Source organism: Sphingosinicellaceae bacterium, assembly GCA_019285715.1.
Taxonomy (GTDB): domain Bacteria; phylum Pseudomonadota; class Alphaproteobacteria; order Sphingomonadales; family Sphingomonadaceae; genus Glacieibacterium.
Genome location: CP079108.1, coordinates 2,371,403 through 2,387,559 on the forward strand (window position 1 = coordinate 2,371,403; position 16,157 = coordinate 2,387,559).

Annotated in this window: 16 protein-coding genes; all 16 read right to left on the minus strand. The window is 66.5% G+C overall.

The window, feature by feature from the left end; all coding sequences use genetic code 11:
* Nucleotides 1–4 precede the first annotated feature (4 nt).
* The 16 genes from nuoN to ndhC are packed head-to-tail and all read right to left on the minus strand — an operon-like array spanning nucleotide 5 to nucleotide 15,834.
* Complete coding sequence (gene nuoN, locus KX816_11065; protein ID QXQ04842.1) at nucleotides 5–1,438, minus strand: NADH-quinone oxidoreductase subunit NuoN; 1,434 nt, start codon at nucleotides 1,436–1,438, stop codon at nucleotides 5–7.
* On the minus strand, nucleotides 1,435–2,970 hold the full coding sequence (locus KX816_11070; GenBank protein QXQ04843.1) for an NADH-quinone oxidoreductase subunit M: 1,536 nt from the start codon (nucleotides 2,968–2,970) through the stop codon (nucleotides 1,435–1,437). The genes nuoN and KX816_11070 overlap by 4 nt, the downstream gene beginning before the upstream one ends.
* Nucleotides 2,967–5,036 (minus strand): NADH-quinone oxidoreductase subunit L, encoded by a 2,070-nt coding sequence (gene nuoL / locus KX816_11075; protein QXQ04844.1) that lies wholly within the window; start codon nucleotides 5,034–5,036, stop codon nucleotides 2,967–2,969. The genes KX816_11070 and nuoL overlap by 4 nt, the downstream gene beginning before the upstream one ends.
* A gap of 5 nt (nucleotides 5,037–5,041) precedes the next feature.
* Nucleotides 5,042–5,344, minus strand: coding sequence for an NADH-quinone oxidoreductase subunit NuoK (gene nuoK, locus KX816_11080; GenBank protein ID QXQ08524.1), 303 nt, complete (start codon nucleotides 5,342–5,344; stop codon nucleotides 5,042–5,044).
* A gap of 8 nt (nucleotides 5,345–5,352) precedes the next feature.
* Nucleotides 5,353–5,967 carry an NADH-quinone oxidoreductase subunit J gene (locus tag KX816_11085; GenBank protein ID QXQ04845.1) on the minus strand — a complete coding sequence of 205 codons (615 nt, stop codon included), beginning with the start codon at nucleotides 5,965–5,967 and terminating at the stop codon, nucleotides 5,353–5,355.
* Between the two features lie 49 nt (nucleotides 5,968–6,016).
* Complete coding sequence (gene nuoI, locus KX816_11090; GenBank protein ID QXQ04846.1) at nucleotides 6,017–6,505, minus strand: NADH-quinone oxidoreductase subunit NuoI; 489 nt, start codon at nucleotides 6,503–6,505, stop codon at nucleotides 6,017–6,019.
* Nucleotides 6,502–7,563: an NADH-quinone oxidoreductase subunit NuoH gene (gene nuoH / locus KX816_11095; GenBank protein QXQ04847.1), complete on the minus strand. Its 1,062-nt coding sequence runs from the start codon at nucleotides 7,561–7,563 to the stop codon at nucleotides 6,502–6,504. The genes nuoI and nuoH overlap by 4 nt, the downstream gene beginning before the upstream one ends.
* Nucleotides 7,560–9,584 (minus strand): NADH-quinone oxidoreductase subunit NuoG, encoded by a 2,025-nt coding sequence (gene nuoG, locus KX816_11100; protein ID QXQ04848.1) that lies wholly within the window; start codon nucleotides 9,582–9,584, stop codon nucleotides 7,560–7,562. Before nuoG ends, nuoH begins: the two co-directional genes overlap by 4 nt.
* A gap of 10 nt (nucleotides 9,585–9,594) precedes the next feature.
* On the minus strand, nucleotides 9,595–10,254 hold the full coding sequence (locus KX816_11105; GenBank protein QXQ04849.1) for a hypothetical protein: 660 nt from the start codon (nucleotides 10,252–10,254) through the stop codon (nucleotides 9,595–9,597).
* 28 nt (nucleotides 10,255–10,282) lie between these two features.
* A complete protein-coding gene (locus KX816_11110; protein ID QXQ04850.1) occupies nucleotides 10,283–10,993 on the minus strand; it encodes a hypothetical protein in 711 nt (236 codons plus the stop codon).
* Nucleotides 10,990–12,297 (minus strand): NADH-quinone oxidoreductase subunit NuoF, encoded by a 1,308-nt coding sequence (nuoF, locus tag KX816_11115; protein ID QXQ04851.1) that lies wholly within the window; start codon nucleotides 12,295–12,297, stop codon nucleotides 10,990–10,992. The genes KX816_11110 and nuoF overlap by 4 nt, the downstream gene beginning before the upstream one ends.
* On the minus strand, nucleotides 12,290–12,940 hold the full coding sequence (nuoE, locus tag KX816_11120) for an NADH-quinone oxidoreductase subunit NuoE (protein ID QXQ04852.1): 651 nt from the start codon (nucleotides 12,938–12,940) through the stop codon (nucleotides 12,290–12,292). Before nuoE ends, nuoF begins: the two co-directional genes overlap by 8 nt.
* On the minus strand, nucleotides 12,937–14,166 hold the full coding sequence (locus tag KX816_11125; protein ID QXQ04853.1) for an NADH-quinone oxidoreductase subunit D: 1,230 nt from the start codon (nucleotides 14,164–14,166) through the stop codon (nucleotides 12,937–12,939). The genes nuoE and KX816_11125 overlap by 4 nt, the downstream gene beginning before the upstream one ends.
* Nucleotides 14,166–14,879, minus strand: coding sequence for an NADH-quinone oxidoreductase subunit C (locus tag KX816_11130; GenBank protein QXQ04854.1), 714 nt, complete (start codon nucleotides 14,877–14,879; stop codon nucleotides 14,166–14,168). Before KX816_11130 ends, KX816_11125 begins: the two co-directional genes overlap by 1 nt.
* Nucleotides 14,876–15,460 (minus strand): NADH-quinone oxidoreductase subunit B, encoded by a 585-nt coding sequence (locus KX816_11135; protein QXQ04855.1) that lies wholly within the window; start codon nucleotides 15,458–15,460, stop codon nucleotides 14,876–14,878. Before KX816_11135 ends, KX816_11130 begins: the two co-directional genes overlap by 4 nt.
* Entirely contained in the window at nucleotides 15,457–15,834 is a 378-nt protein-coding gene (ndhC, locus tag KX816_11140) for an NADH-quinone oxidoreductase subunit A (protein QXQ04856.1), read from the minus strand. The genes KX816_11135 and ndhC overlap by 4 nt, the downstream gene beginning before the upstream one ends.
* Between the last annotated feature and the right edge of the window lie 323 nt (nucleotides 15,835–16,157).

The following is a 16,157-nucleotide window of genomic DNA, read 5'->3' on the forward strand; positions in this document are numbered from 1 at the left end:
TGTGTCAGAACAACGCGCTCGCAGCCGCCCGCGCCGCGCCTGCCAGCGGCCCGATTGCCAGCATCCCGAGCGGCGAGCAGGCCAGCGCCGCCACCCCGATCATCGCCGCGTTCACCCGGCTGTTCGACGCGGCGTACGGCGCGGCGGGCTCGTCGAAGTACATGGCCTTGACGACGCGCAGGTAATAATAGGCCCCGATCACGCTGGCGACGACGCCGACGATGGCGAGCAGGTACAGCTGCGCGTCGATGGCGGCGGTGAACACCGCGAACTTGGGCCAGAAGCCGAGCAGCGGCGGAATGCCGGCAAGACTGAACATGAAGATCGCCAGTGCGGCCGACAGGCCCTTGCGATTCCGCGACAGGCCATCGAGACTGGCCAGCGTCTCGACCGGGTTGCCGTCCAGATCGCGCATCTGGAGCACGCAGAGGAAGCTGCCGAGCGTCATCACCAGGTAGACCGCCATGTAGAACAGCACGCCGGTGATGCCGTCGACAGTGCCCGCCGCCAGCCCGATCAGCGCGAAGCCGACGTTGTTGATCGACGAATAACCGAGCAGGCGCTTGATGTTGGTCTGGCCGATCGCGCCGACCGCGCCGAGCACCATCGAGGCAATGCTGACGAAGGTAACGATCTGCCGCCAGTCGAGCGTCATGCCACCGAACGCCTCGACGCAGACGCGGACCAGCAGGCCCATCGCCGCCGCCTTTGGAGCGGAGGCGAAGAACGCCGCGACCGGTGTCGGCGCGCCCTCGTAGACGTCCGGTGTCCACATGTGGAACGGCACCGCGGAGATCTTGAACATGAGTCCTGCGAGGATGAACACCAGGCCGAACATGACGCCGGTCGAGCGGCCGTGGACCGCGCTAGCCAGCGTCGCGAAATCGGTCGAGCCGCCGAACCCGTAGACCAGGCTGATCCCGTACAGCAGAATGCCCGAGGCGAGCGCGCCGAGGATGAAGTACTTGAGGCCGGCTTCGCTCGATTTCGCCTCGTTGCGGTGGAAGGCGGCAAGCACGTAGGCGGCCAGGCTCTGCAACTCGAGCCCGATGTAGAGCGTCAGCATGTCGTGCGCGCTGACCATCATGCACATGCCAAGCGCGCTGAGCACCAGCAGGACGGGGTACTCGAAGCGCCCGGTGTCGGCCTTGGCAAGGTAGGGCAGCGCCAGCACCGCGCTGACCGCCGCGCCGCCGAGGACGAGGACCTTCAGAAACACCGAGAAGCCGTCGGCGATGTACAGACCGCCGAACGCGAGGCCGGGTACGCCGGTCACCGCAGCGACGCCGGCGATGGCGAAGATCAGGACGCACACCCACGTCAGCGGCACCAGGCTGCGGTCGCCGCGGAAGACGCCTAGGATCAGCGTGAACAGCGCGCCGATGGTCAGCACCAGCTCCGGCGCGGCGATCTGGATGGAGGCAAACACCGGGTTCATCGAGCGGCCTCGGGTGCGGTTACCGGCGCGGCGCGTGCCGCCATGCCGCTCTGGACCAACTCACCAACCGGGCGCGCCCGCTCGATACGCTGCAGGATCGCGGTAACCGGCGCATGCAGCGGGGTCATGAAGCTGGTCGGGTAGATACCCATCCACAGTACCGGGATCGCCGCGGCCACCAGAATGCCGACCTCGCGCGCCGACAAATCGGTCATCGCCGCCGCGTCGGGATTGGCGGGGTCGCCGTAGAACACGCGGCGGTACAGCCACAGCATGTAGGCCGCGCCGAGGATGATCCCCATCGTCATGCCCGCCGCCAGCCAGGTCGAGATCTGGTAGGTACCGATCAGCACCAGGAACTCGCTGACGAAGCCGCTGGTCGCTGGCAGCCCGACCGAGGCCATGGTGAACAGCATGAAGAACAGGGCGTATTTCGGCATGTTGTTGGCCAACCCGCCGTAGCGCGCGATGTCGCGGGTGTGCAGCCGGTCGTAGACCACGCCGACGCACAGGAACAACGCGCCCGAAATGACGCCGTGGCTGAGCATCATCAGGATGCCGCCCTCGATGCCCTGCCGGTTGAAGACGAACAGCCCCGCCGTGACGAAGCCCATGTGGGCGACGCTGGAATAGGCGATGAGCTTCTTCATGTCGGTCTGCACCAGCGCGACGAGGCTGGTGTAGATCACCGCGACGACGCTCAATCCGAAGATCAGCGGCAGGAACTGCGCCGAGCCTTCCGGGAACATCGGCAGCGAGAAGCGCACGAAGCCGTAGCCGCCGAGCTTGAGCATCACGCCCGCCAGGATCACCGAGCCCGCCGTCGGGGCCTCGACGTGGGCATCGGGCAACCAGGTGTGGACCGGCCACATCGGCATCTTGACCGCGAACGACGCGAAGAACGCCAGCCACAGCCAGGTCTGCGCCGCGGGGGCGAAGTCGTAGGTCAGCAGCGCCCGGATGTCGGTCGTGTGCGCGACACCAACCATGTAGAGCATCGCTAGCAGCATCAGCACCGACCCGAGCAGCGTGTAGAGGAAGAACTTGTAGCTCGCGTAGATGCGCCGCGCGCCGCCCCAGATGCCGATGATCAGGTACATCGGGATCAGGCCGCCCTCGAAGAAGACGTAGAACAGGAACAGGTCGAGGCTGGCAAAAACGCCGAGCATCAGCGATTCCATCAGCAGGAATGCCGCCATGTACTCGGGCACACGCTTTTCTATCGAGGTCCATGACGCGAGGATGCAGAGCGGCATCAGAAACACGGTCAGCACGACCAGCATCAGCGCGATGCCGTCGATGCCGAGGTGCCAGCTGAAGTACGGCGCGAACAGCGGCAGGTTCTCGACATACTGGAACGCCGCGGTGGAACTGTCGAAGTTGAGCCACAGGCCGGCTCCGATGACGAGCTCGGCGAGCGTGAACACGAGTGCGGTCCAGCGGGCGTTGCTGGCGGTCCCGTTGAACAGGATCCACGCAACGCCGACGAGCGGCAGCAGGAGCAGCAGGCTCAGCACCGGGAAACCCATCACTGGCCGCCCATCAGCGGCGCGAGCACCCAGGTTGCGCCCGCTGCGAGGCCGATCAGCATGACCAGGGCATAGGCATAGATCGCCCCCGACTGGAAACGCTTGGCGGCACCGGCACCGCTGGCGACCAACGCCGAGACGCCATCGGGCCCGAAGCGGTCGATAAGGCCGGCATCGCCGCGCTTCCAGAAGAACCGCCCGATAGCGAAGGCAGGGCGGACGAAGATGGCGTTATACAATTCGTCGAAATACCATTTGTGCGTGAGGAAGGCGTACAGCCCCCGGTTCGAGGCGACGAACTTCGCCGGCAGGTCGGTGGCGCGCATGTAGGCGAACCACGCCCCGACGAAGCCGATCAGCATGACCGCGCCCGGGGTCCAGACGACCCACTCCGGAACGTGCTCCATCGCTTCGGCGAGACCGCCACGGACGACCGTCGCGCCGTGCCAGAACTCGGCCGCGCGCTCCGGCCCGAGAAAGACGTCGTGGAAGGCCCAGCCCGCGAACAGCGCGCCGACCGACAGCACGACCAGCGGCAGCAGCATCGTCCACGGACTCTCGTGCGGGTGGTAGCCGCCGGTGCCGTGCGGAACCTGCGCGTGGACGGGCGTGGACGAATGCTCCTCGCCGACGCTGTCGTTGGTTTCCTCGGTATCGTGGCCGTGGTCGCCGCCGCCATGAGCGTCGTGCAGCGCGTGCTGGATGTGCTCGCTCGCACCCCAGCGCGCTTCGCCGAAGAAGGTCAGGAAGACGAGGCGCCACGAGTAGAAACTGGTCAGCAGCGCGACCAGCGCACCGACCGCGAACGCCACCACGGAGGCTTCGCTGCCGTTGGCGTAGGCGGCCTCGAGCAGCGCATCCTTGGAGAAATACCCGGACGTGAAGAAGAAGCCGGTCAGCGACAGCGTGCCGATGGTCATCGCCGCGAAGGTGATCGGGATCGATTTCCGCAGGCCGCCATAGAAGCGCATGTCCTGCTCGTGGTGCATCGAGTGGATGACCGCGCCCGCACCGAGGAACAGCAGCGCCTTGAAGAAGGCGTGCGTGAACAGGTGGAACATCGCCGCGCCGTACGCTCCGGAACCGGCGGCGAAGAACATGTAGCCGAGTTGCGAGCAGGTCGAATAGGCGATGACGCGCTTGATGTCGGTCTGCACGCAGGCAACGGTGGCGGCGAACAGCGCCGTCGCGGCACCCACGTAAGTGACGACCGTCAACGCAGTCGGCGCCGCCTCGAACATCGGGGACAGGCGGCAGACCATGAAGACGCCGGCGGTGACCATTGTCGCGGCGTGGATCAGGGCGGAAACCGGGGTCGGGCCCTCCATCGCGTCGGGCAGCCAGGTGTGCAGACCGAGCTGCGCCGACTTGCCCATCGCGCCGACGAACAGCAGCAGGCAGACGCAGGTCATGGTGTCGAACGGCATGCCGAGGAAGGTCAGCGTCGAGCCCTTCATCGCGGCAGCACCCGCGAGGATCGGGGTCAGCTGGACCGTGCCGAACACCAGGAAGGTCGCGAAGATGCCGAGCGAGAAGCCGAAGTCGCCGACCCGGTTGACGACGAAGGCCTTGATCGCGGCCGCATTGGCGGTCGGCTTGTAGTACCAGAAGCCGATCAGCAGGTACGAGGCGAGGCCGACGCCCTCCCAGCCGAAGAACATCTGCACCAGGTTGTCGGCGGTCACCAGCATCAGCATCGCAAAGGTGAACAGCGACAGATAGGCGAAGAACCGCGGCTGGTCGGGGTCCTCGTCCATGTAGCCCCACGAGTACAGGTGGACGAGTGCCGACACCGTGGTGATCACGACCAGCATGACCGCGGTCAGCGTGTCCACCCGAAACGCCCAGTCGACGTGCAGGTCGCCGGAGGTGATCCATTCGAGGACCGGCACCGTGTACGCCGCACCGTGCGCGAGCCCGATGTCGAGGAACACCACCCACGCCAGCGCCGCCGAGACGAACAGCGCCGCGGTGGTCACCAACTTGGCGACGGTATTGCCGAGCATCCGGTTGCCGAGGCCCGCGATCAAGGCGGCCGCCAGCGGCAGGAAAACGAGGAGCTGGATCATGCCCCTCAGCCCTTCATCATCGGAATGTCGTCGACCGCGATGGTGCCGCGATTGCGGAAGTAGATGACCAGGATCGCCAACCCGATCGCCGCCTCGGCGGCCGCGACGGTCAGCACGAACATCGCGAACACCTGGCCCGACAGGTCGCCGAGGAAGGCGGAGAACGCGACGAAGTTGATGTTCACCGCGAGCAGGATCAGCTCGATCGACATCAGGATGATGATCACGTTCTTGCGGTTGATCGCGATGCCGAAGACGCCGAGCACGAACAGGATCGCGCTGACGGTGATGTAGTGGCCCAGACCTATCGCGCCGCTCACAGGGTCACGCCCTCCCCGCTTACCGGTTGGACATGGCGCGTCGCCGAGGCCGGCGTGCGGCTGACCTGAGCGCCGATATTCTGGCGCTTGGTGCCCGGGCGCTGGCGATGGGTCAGCACGATCGCGCCGACCATCGCGGTCAGCAGCACCATGCCGGCCGCCTGAAATACGAACAGATACTTGGTGTAGAGCACCGACCCGAGCGCCTGGGTATTGCTCATGCCGACCATGCCGAGCAGCGGCGTCGCGACCTTGGCCGGCACGACAATGAGGTTGCTCGAGCCGGCGACGAAGACCAGCTCCGAAACCAGCACCAGCGCCAGCAGCAGCCCGACCGGCAGCGCCTTGACGAACCCGGCACGCAGCGCCGCGAAATCGATGTCGAGCATCATCACGACGAACAGGAACAGCACCGCGACCGCGCCGACGTAGACGATGACCAGCAGCATCGCGAGGAACTCCGCGCCGAGCAGGATGAACAGGCCGGCAGCGTTGAAAAACGCGCAGATCAGCCACAGCACCGAGTGCACGGGGTTCTTCGAGGTGATCGTCAGCACGCCGGACGCGATGACGATGCCTGCGAACAGGTAGAAGGCGAAAACGGCGGTCACGCTAGGTTTGAAATCCGATGCTGCGGTGCGGCGGGGCGTGCGGCGCGTCCTACCGCCACGCCGCATCCGCCGCAAGGTTGGTCGCGATCACGCGCTCCCAACGCTCCCCGTTCTGGAGCAACTTGTCCTTGTCGTAGATCAGTTCCTCGCGCGTTTCGGTCGAGAATTCGAAGTTCGGGGTCTCGACGATCGCGTCGACCGGGCAGGCTTCCTGGCACAGGCCGCAGTAGATGCACTTGGTCATGTCGATGTCGTAGCGGGTCGTGCGGCGGCTACCGTCCTCGCGCGGTTCGGCCTCGATGGTGATCGCCAGCGCCGGGCACACTGCCTCGCAGAGCTTGCACGCGATGCAGCGTTCCTCGCCGTTCGGATAGCGCCGCAGCGCGTGCTCCCCGCGGAAGCGTGGCGACACGGGGCCCTTCTCGTACGGGTAGTTGAGCGTCACCTTGGGACGGAAGAAATAGCTGAGCGTCAGGCCCATCGCGTGGATGAACTCGAGCAGCAGCAGCGACTTGGCGGCGCGGAAGACGGCGGTCATGCGGGGACACTCGCGAAATGGCCGGTGAACATCAGCCAGCCGCTGACCACCACCACCCAGAACAGGCTGAGCGGCAGGAAGATTTTCCAACCGAGGCGCATCAACTGGTCGTAGCGGTAGCGCGGAACCGTCGCCTTCACCCAGGCGAAGACGAAGAACATGAAGAACAGCTTCAGGAAGAACCAGATGAAGCCCGGCACGATATACAGCGGCGCCCAGTCGACCGGGGGCAGCCAGCCGCCGAGGAACAGTACCGACGTCAGTGCGCACATGAACAGCACGTTGGCGTACTCGCCGAGGAAGAACAGCGCGAAGGCCATCGAGGAATACTCGACCTGGTAGCCGGCGACGAGCTCGGCTTCCGCCTCGGGCAGGTCGAACGGCGGCCGGTTGGTTTCCGCCAGCGCGGTGATGAAGAACATGATCGCCATCGGAAACAGCAGCGGGTTGAAGATGTTGCCGTTGAGGAAGCCGAGGATGTTGCCCTGCTGGCTTCGCACGATGTCGCCGAGGTTGAGGCTGTTGGCATACATGATCACGGTGACCAGGATGAAGCCCATCGAGACTTCATAGCTAACCATCTGCGCCGCGGACCTCAGCCCGCCGAGGAACGGGTATTTCGAGTTCGACGCCCAGCCCGACATGATGATGCCGTAGACGCCCATCGAGCTGACCGCGAAAATGTACAGCAGGCCGACGTTCAGGTCCGCCAGCACCGCGCCGGCGTTGAACGGCATGACCGCCCACGACAGCAATGCCAGCACGAAGGTGATCATCGGCGCGATGATGAAGACGCCCTTGTTGGCGCCCGAGGGGATAATGGTTTCCTTGAGGAACAACTTCGCCGCGTCGGCAAACGTCTGCATGATCCCGAACGGGCCGACGACGTTGGGCCCGCGCCGCATCTGCATCGCGGCCCAGATCTTGCGGTCGAAATACACCGCCAGCGCGACGCCGAGCATCACCGGCAACGCGATCAGCAGAATCAGCGTGATCGTCGCGACGAAATAGCCCCAGTCGGCACCGAGGTACTGCTGGAAGAAGCCCGTGTAGGTCATTCGGCGGCCTCGAGGACCGGGTGGGCAGCTTCAACGATGTCGCGGATGCACTCAGCCATGGTTTCGCTGGCGCGGGCGATCGGGTTGGAGAGGTAGAAGGCATGTTTGCGGTCAGCATCCGACACGCGCTCGCCGTCATCCCCGCGTAGGCGGGGACCCATCACCACGGAGACTTGGGGTGATGGGTCCCCGCCTACGCGGGGATGACGAGTGACTTGGGCGTCGCTCAAACCCTCGACAGCCAGCCACGGCCACTCGCCCGCGATCCGCGCGCGCAATGCCGTGGCGTCGTTGTATGGCAGCGTCTTGCCCAGCACGTCGGACAGCGCGCGGAAGATCGTCCAGTCCTCGCGGGCCTCGCCGGGCGGGAAGGTGGCGCGCTGGCCGCGCTGGACGCGGCCCTCGAGGTTGACCCAGGTGCCGGGCTTCTCGCCATAGGCGGCGCTTGGCAGGATGACGTCGGCATGGCGGACGCCGCGGTCGCCATGGGTGCCGATGTAGACCGTGAAGGCGCTCGCGCCGGCGTCGATCTCGTCCGCGCCGAGCAGGAACAGCGCCTTGGCGTCGGACAGGCTGGCAACGCCGTCGACGGTCAGGCCGAGGTCGAGCGCGCCGACACGGGCGGCAGCGGTGTGGAGGACGTTCCAGCCGTTCCAGCCGTCCCTGACGACGCCCAGCCGGTCGGCGAGCGCCCGGGCTGCGGCGAAGTCCGCGCCCATGCCGACGACGATCGCGGGCCGCTCGGCGTGCGCGAAAACCTCGGCGACGGCGTCGGTGACCTCGTCGAGCCACTCGATGTCGTAGGTCAGGTCGACCGGCGTGCCGAGGCCGAACACCCGGCCCCGCTTGCCGCGGATGATCTTGCGCAGCCGCGTGTTGACCAGCGGCGCCTCGTGGCGCGGATCGGTGCCGATCAGCAGCACCGCGTCGGCGGTCTCGATGCCAGCCAGCGTCGAGTTGAACAAATAGTCGCTGCGATCCCCGGTCGGAATCGAAGCCCCGTCCTGACGCGATTCGATGCGCGTGCTGCCGAGACCGTTCAGCAAGTCCTTGAACGCGACCATGTCCTCGATCGCGCAGAGGTCACCGACGATGCCCGCAATGTCGCCCGGGGCAATGCCCGCCAACCCGTCGCGGATCGCCGCGAAGGCCTCGGGCCACGACACCTTGACCAGCCTGCCGGCACGCCGGACGTAGGGCGTGTCGAGGCGGCGCTTCATCAGGCCGTCGATCGCGAACCGCGTCTTGTCGCTCGCCCATTCCTCGTTGACGTCGTCGTTGATGCGCGGCGTGACCCGCATGATCTGGGTGCCGCGGGCATGGAAGACGATGTTGGTGCCGACCGCGTCCATGACGTCGATGCCGGGAGTCTTCTTCAGCTCCCATGACCGCGCCGCGAAGGCGTAGGGCTTCGAGGTCAGCGCGCCGACCGGGCACAGGTCGATGACGTTGCCGCTCAGCTCGCTGCTGACCGCCGCCTCGAGGTAGCTGGTGATCTGCATGTTCTCGCCACGGCCGATCGCGCCGATCTCTTCAATCCCAGCCACTTCTTCGGCAAAGCGGATGCAGCGCGTGCAGTGGATGCAGCGCGTCATCACCGTCTTGATCAGCGGGCCCATGTACTTCTCGGTCACCGCGCGCTTGTTCTCGTGATAGCGCGTGTGGCCCTTGCCGTAGGCGAGGCTCTGGTCCTGCAGGTCGCACTCGCCGCCCTGGTCGCAGATCGGGCAGTCGAGCGGGTGGTTGATGAGCAGGAACTCCATCACCCCTTCGCGCGCCTTCTTGACCTTGGGCGTGGTGGTCATGACGACCTGGCCGTCGGCGGCCGGCATCGCGCACGACGCGACCGGCTTGGGCGACTTTTCCATCTCGACCAGGCACATCCGGCAGTTGCCGGCGATGCTGAGGCGCTCGTGGTAGCAAAAGCGCGGAATCTCGGCCCCCGCGGCCTCGCAGGCCTGGAGCACGGTCGCGCCCGCGGGCACTTCGACCTCGATACCGTCGACGGTTAGTTTCGGCATGGTGCCATTTCTAGTTTTTCGCTGTCGCGGCAAGGGTGATCGGATGCAGGCGGTGATACAGCGCCTCCGCCATTGCGGCGCGCATCGATGCGCGGTTGGCGGTGAGCTTGGCACTGGCGGTAAGGCACGTCGAGTAGCTTGGCGACAGGGCGCGGATCGCGGCGGCATCCTCGGGCGAGCCGGGCTTGGTTGCCAGCAAGGCCTCGATGCCCGCCGGCGCGATCGCCGCGACGCAGGTCGCCATCTCCTCGACGACGAGGTTTCGGCCGGAAACACCTGCCCACGGACTATGATATTCGCGCTGCAGCGGCAGCGGCTCGAGCGCCGGGTGCTTGCCGGCCACCCCGAGCAGCGCCTCGGCAAGCGCGCCGCGATAGACGTCGCGGTCCATCGCGAGGCGCTGGCCGGTCTGCTGGATGGAGCTGGCCACCAGCGACGTGCAGGTAACCTCCCGGCTCAGCACCCGGTCGGCGGCCTCGAACTCAGCTTCTGTGGTGGCGTTGATCACCCGTTCGGCGCTGCCGGTGCGCTTGTTGACGACGCAGCGCAGATAGCGATGCCCTTCCGTGATCGAGTCCTGTCCGCTGCGCACCGCCACGTCCTCGCGCGCCTTGAGGCGCGAGCCGATCGCCGTGTCCTGCGCCGCGGCGCTGCCGGCTATCGCCAGCACCGCAGCAACTCCGACTACCCTGCCGGCACTAACCACGACTCACGCTCGCGCTCACGGTGGTGCGGTCGGTAATCCGGTACAGCGCCTCGGCGATCAACCCGGTCAGCGTCGCCCTGCTGACCTCGGCCGATCCGCCCTGGATCATGCAAGGCCCGAGAATCGGCTGGAGGGTGCGCAGCGCGGCGCGCTCGGCGGGGCTCTCGACGCGCGCGAGCACGAGCTTGCGTGCCGTCTCGCTGTCCTTGCGGACGACGCACTCGGCGAACTGATGCATCACGAGATAGTCGCGCGCGGTCGCGGCGTCCGCACCGGTGACATCGCTGCCGAAATTGGGCGAGCCCTCGACGAGGCGGGCCGGGCCGTCGCCGTAGTCCTGGATGTAGAACGCCTTGAACAGTGCGCCGCGGTACAGTGCCGGCGAAAATTCGATGGTCTGCGCGCGGGTCGCCGAGACGACGCACTCGCTGCGATCGAAATAGCCGGCCCGGCGCGCGGCGTCCTTGCCGCCGGGAAATGAATCGATGAACTGGCGCGCCCGCTGCGGGTCGGCGTCGACGAGGCACTGGACCCCGTCCCCTAGCGCCTGCCGCACGACGTCGGGATAGGCGACCGGGCGGTCGCTGGCGGCAGCCACCGGAGCGGCGACGACGAGGGCGATGCCGAGCACAAGTCCGCGCCACGCCGGGCGTCGGAGGCGATCGGTGACGTCAGGGATCGCTCGTGGTGCGTGAATCGTCATTCTGCCGCCTCCAACATGCCGGGTACCTGGATGAACCCCTTACGCTTGGCGATCCGCACCTCGATCTCGGGGCGGAAATGGCGGATGAGGCCCTGGATCGGCCATGCGGCCGCGTCGCCCAGGGCGCAGATGGTGTGGCCCTCGATCTCGGTGGTGACTTCGAGGAGCAGGTCGATCTCGTGGGGCTCGGCGTCGCCGGTGACGAGGCGTTCCATGACGCGCCACATCCAGCCGGTGCCCTCGCGACACGGGGTGCACTGGCCGCAGCTCTCGTGCTTGTAGAAGTACGACAGCCGGGCGATGGCGCGGACGATGTCGGTCGACTTGTCCATGACGATGATCGCCGCAGTGCCGAGGCCGGACTTCAGGTCGCGGAGCGCGTCGAAATCCATCGGGCAGTCGATGATCTGGTGAGCGGGCACCAGCGGCACCGAGCTTCCGCCGGGGATGACCGCGAGGAGATTGTCCCAGCCGCCCCGGATGCCGCCGCAGTGCGTGTCGATCAGCTCGCGGAACGGCACGCTCATCGCGTCCTCGACGACGCACGGCTTGTTGACGTGGCCGCTGATCTGGAAAAGCTTGGTGCCCTCGTTCTTGGGGCGGCCGATGCCGGCGAACCATGCGCCGCCGCGGCGCAGGATGGTCGGCGCGACGGCGATCGACTCGACGTTATTGACCGTCGTCGGATTGCCATAGAGGCCTGCACCGGCAGGAAACGGAGGTTTGAGACGCGGCTGGCCCTTCTTGCCCTCGAGGCTCTCGAGCATCGCGGTTTCCTCGCCGCAGATGTAGGCTCCGGCACCGCGGTGGACGATGACGTCGAAGTCATAGCCCGAACCGCAGGCGTTCTTGCCGATAAGACCGGCGGCATAGGCCTCGCGGACCGCGGCGAACAGCACCTCGGCCTCGCGCACGTACTCACCACGGACGTAGATGTACGCCGCCGTTGCGTGCATCGCGAACCCGGCGACGAGGGCACCTTCGATCAACTTGTGCGGATCGTGGCGGATGATCTCGCGGTCCTTGCAGCTCCCGGGCTCGGACTCGTCGGCGTTGATGACCAGGGTCGAGGGCCGCAGCGGGTTCGATTCCTTGGGCATGAACGACCATTTCAGGCCGGTCGGGAAGCCAGCGCCGCCGCGGCCGCGCAGGCCGGACGCCTTGATGATGTCGATGATCCCGGCCGGCCCGAGGTCGAGCAAGGCGCGCGTGTCGGCCCAGTCGCCGCGCTTGCGGGCGGCCTCCAGGTTCCACGGCTGGAAGCCGTAGAGGTTGGTGAAGATGCGGTCCTTGTCGTCAAGCACCGGCCATCTCCAGCAGCGACGTCGGCCCGCCCTCGGGGCAGCTTGCCGTGCGACCGATCTGCGAGCCCGTCTTCGGCGTCTCGCCCCGGGCCAGCGCTTCGAGCACCGCGGTCATGCTGTCGTAGGTCAGGTCTTCGTAATTGTCCTCGTTGATCTGGACCATCGGGGCGTTGGCGCAGGCGCCGAGGCACTCGACCTCGGACAAGGTGAACAGGCCGTCGGCGGTGTTGCCGCCCTTGACCAGGCCCTTGTCATGGCACGCCTTCATGATGTCGTCGGAGCCGCGCAGCTGGCACGGCGTGGTGCCGCAGACCTGCACCAGATAGCGCCCGACGGGCTTAAGATTGTACATCGTGTAGAAGGTCGCGACCTCGTAGGCGCGCATGTACGGCATCGCGATCCGGGCGGCGACATACTCGATCACCGGAACCGGCAGCCAGCCGGAGCCGTGCTGCGCCGCCATCTGGCCCTGCGCCAGCCACAGCAGCGGCATGATCGCCGAATGCGGGCGCTCCTTCGGATAGAGCGCGATGATGCGATCGGCCTCGGCGGCGTTCTCGGGGGTCCAGGCGAAGTCGCTATGCTCGCGCGGCGGACGCGCGGCCTTGGCTTCTCGCGTGGTGTTGTACGTACCCGTGGTCACCGGTCGACCTCCCCGAACACCACGTCCAGCGACCCGAGGATCGCCGGTGCGTCGGCCAGCATGTGGCCCTTGCACAGGAAGTCCATCGCCTGGAGGTGGCTGAAGCCGGTGGCGCGGAAGTGGCAGCGGTAGGGCTTGTTGGTGCCATCGCTGACCAGATAGACGCCAAACTCGCCCTTGGGACTCTCGGTGGCGACATAGGCCTCGCCGGCGGGGACGTGGAAGCCCTCGGTGTAGAGCTTGAAGTGGTGGATGAGCGCTTCCATCGACTGCTTCATCTCGGTGCGCGTCGGCGGCGAGACCTTGCGGTCTAGGGTGGCGATGCGGCCCGCGGGCATCTCGGCGACGCATTGCCGGATGATGCGCAGCGACTGCCGCATCTCGTCCATGCGGACCATGAAGCGGTCGTAGCAGTCGCCGTTGTTGCCAACGACGACGTCGAAATCCATGCGCTCGTAGACGTCGTAGGGCTGCGACCGGCGCAGGTCCCACGCCACGTCGGAGGCGCGCAGGCACGGGCCAGAAAAGCCCCACGCGACCGCGTCGGCCTTGGAAATGATGCCGACGTCGACGTTGCGCTGCTTGAAGATGCGGTTGTCGGCGATCAGCGCCTGAGTTTCACCGAGCACCTTGGGGAACTTGACCGCCCAGGCATCGATGTCCTCGAGCAGCCCGGTCGGCAGGTCCTGATGGACGCCACCCGGACGGAAGTAGGCGGCGTGCATCCGGGCACCCGAGACGCGCTCGTAGAAGCCCATCAGGTGCTCGCGCTCCTCGAACAGCCACAGCAGCGGGGTGATCGCGCCGACGTCGTTGGCGTGGCTGCAGACGTTCATGATGTGGTTGAGGATGCGGGTGATCTCCGCGAACATGACGCGGATATACTGGGCCCGCAGCGGGACCTCGACGCCAGCCAGCTTCTCGATCGCCAGCACGTACGAGTGCTCCATGCACATCGGGCTGACGTAATCGAGGCGGTCCATATAGGGCAGCGCCTGCAGGTAGGTCTTGTATTCGCACAGCTTTTCGGTGCCGCGGTGGAGTAGGCCGATATGCGGGTCGCAGCGTTCGATGACCTCGCCGTCGAGCTCCATCACCAGCCGCAGCACGCCGTGCGCCGCCGGGTGCTGGGGCCCGAAATTGATCATGTAATTCTGGATGTCCTGCGGGCTACCCGCAGGGGTTTCGGCGGTCGCGGCGCGAACCTCGATGCTGACGTCGACCATCAGTTAGCCTTTGGCGCGGCTGGAGTGGCAGCATCGGCAACGGGAGCCGCGGGAGCGACCGGAGCTGCCGAGACCGTAGCCGGGGCCGGGCTGGCGACAGTCGGCACCTGCGGGGCCTTCTCGTCGCCGGGGAGCACGTAGTCGGTGCCCTCCCACGGGCTGAGGAAGTCGAAGCTGCGGAAGTCCTGCGCCAGCTTGACCGGCTCGTAGACGACGCGCTTGTGCTCCTCGGAGTAGCGCAGCTCGACGTGACCGGTCAGCGGGAAATCCTTGCGGAACGGGTGGCCGCTGAAGCCGTAGTCGGTAAGGATGCGGCGCAGGTCGGGGTGGCCGCTGAACAGCACGCCGTACAGGTCATAGACCTCGCGCTCCCACCAGTCGGCGACGGTCCACAGGCCGGTCAGCGAGGCGACCGGCGCGACGTCGTCGGCGAACAGCTTGACCCGGATGCGGCGGTTCGCGGTCAGCGACAGGAACAGGTAATTGACCTCAAAGCGCTCGGGCCGCTCGGGGTAGTCGACCCCGGCGATGTCGATCAACTGCTCGAAGGCGAAGTCGTCGCGCAGCCGGGTGGCGACGTCGATCAGGCCGTCGCGGGCGATGGTCAGCGTCCACTCGCCGACATGCTCCGTCAGGGTCGCCGCCGGAAACGCGGCGCGGATACGCTCGTCAAAGCCGGCGTCGGGCTTGTCGAGAGGCCAGTGCGCGGTCACCGTTCGAAGGTCCCGGTGCGGCGCATCTTCCGCTGCAGCGCGAGGATGCCGTAAAGCAGGGCCTCCGCGGTCGGCGGGCAGCCCGGCACGTAGATATCGACCGGCACGATGCGGTCGCAGCCGCGAACCACCGAGTAGCTGTAGTGGTAATAGCCGCCGCCGTTGGCGCAGCTGCCCATTGAGATGACGTAGCGCGGCTCGGCCATCTGGTCGTAGACCCGGCGCAGCGCGGGAGCCATCTTGTTGCACAGCGTCCCGGCGACGATCATGACATCGGACTGGCGTGGGGACGCGCGCGGGGCGAAACCGAAGCGCTCGACGTCGTAGCGCGCCATCGAGGTGTGCATCATCTCGACGGCGCAACACGCCAGGCCGAAGGTCATCCACCACATCGAGCCAGTTCGCGCCCAGGCGAACAGGTCCTCGGTCGAGGTGACGAGGAAGCCCTTGTCGCTGACTTCCTTGTTGATATCGCTGAGGAAGCCGTCGCGCAGGCCCTCGGGAACAGTCAGCGCCGAGGCCGGGCTGTCACCGAGCACGCGCGCCTGCTGCTCCTCGGTCAGAAGTTGGTTCGTACTCATTCCCAATCCAGTGCGCCGATTTTCCAGGCGTAAACGAGGCCCAGCGCCAGTTCGGCGAGAAATTCCATCATCGCCCACCAGCCCGCTTGCCCGGTCCAGTGCAAGCTGACCGCCCAGGGAAACAGGAACGCCGCCTCGAGGTCGAAGACGATGAACAGGATCGCCACCAGGTAGAACCGCACGTCGAACTGGGCGCGGCTGTCAGAAAATGCCGGGAAGCCGCTCTCGTATTCCGACAGCTTGGCGGTGTCCGGCTTGTTGGTCCCCGTCCCCCACGAGATCAGCACCGGGGCGCCGACGAAGATGACCGAGAACGCGATCGCCACGCCGATGAACAGCAGGACGGGCAGGTACTCGGCGGCGACCGATGGCATGAGCGTAATTTAGCCTTGTGGTGCGGTTGCGAACTCGGTGCGCTTCTATGCTCCGCCGTCCGCCAGCGCAAGGTTGTGCAGCGCGGCAAAAGGCCCTCGCTCGAAGACGGCGGCTTGCCACCATCGTACCAACACCCTTGACATTACGAACCTTTTCGGTTAGTCTTGGTGCTGGGTTTCGTATCCTTTGGTGAGGGCCCACCGGCGGACAGGGAGCGCTACCCTGGAACTCCGGTTACGCGTTCGCTGCATGGGCACCACGGGAAGCCGCCGCCGACAGGACACCACGCCGCCGATCCTGGCCTGTGAAGCCGGGATTGGGT

Coding starts and splice junctions, on each gene's coding strand:
- nuoG (QXQ04848.1), bottom strand. CDS start 9,584: ATGCCGAAACTAACCGTCGACGGTATCGAGGTCGAAGTGCCCGCGGGC.
- KX816_11135 (QXQ04855.1), bottom strand. CDS start 15,460: ATGAGTACGAACCAACTTCTGACCGAGGAGCAGCAGGCGCGCGTGCTC.
- ndhC (QXQ04856.1), bottom strand. CDS start 15,834: ATGCCATCGGTCGCCGCCGAGTACCTGCCCGTCCTGCTGTTCATCGGC.
- KX816_11110 (QXQ04850.1), bottom strand. CDS start 10,993: ATGACGATTCACGCACCACGAGCGATCCCTGACGTCACCGATCGCCTC.
- nuoI (QXQ04846.1), bottom strand. CDS start 6,505: ATGACCGCCGTCTTCCGCGCCGCCAAGTCGCTGCTGCTGCTCGAGTTC.
- nuoL (QXQ04844.1), bottom strand. CDS start 5,036: ATGATCCAGCTCCTCGTTTTCCTGCCGCTGGCGGCCGCCTTGATCGCG.
- KX816_11125 (QXQ04853.1), bottom strand. CDS start 14,166: ATGGTCGACGTCAGCATCGAGGTTCGCGCCGCGACCGCCGAAACCCCT.
- nuoN (QXQ04842.1), bottom strand. CDS start 1,438: ATGAACCCGGTGTTTGCCTCCATCCAGATCGCCGCGCCGGAGCTGGTG.
- nuoH (QXQ04847.1), bottom strand. CDS start 7,563: ATGACCTACACGGGCTTCTTCCAGCAGTACCTCGGTGCCGACTGGGGC.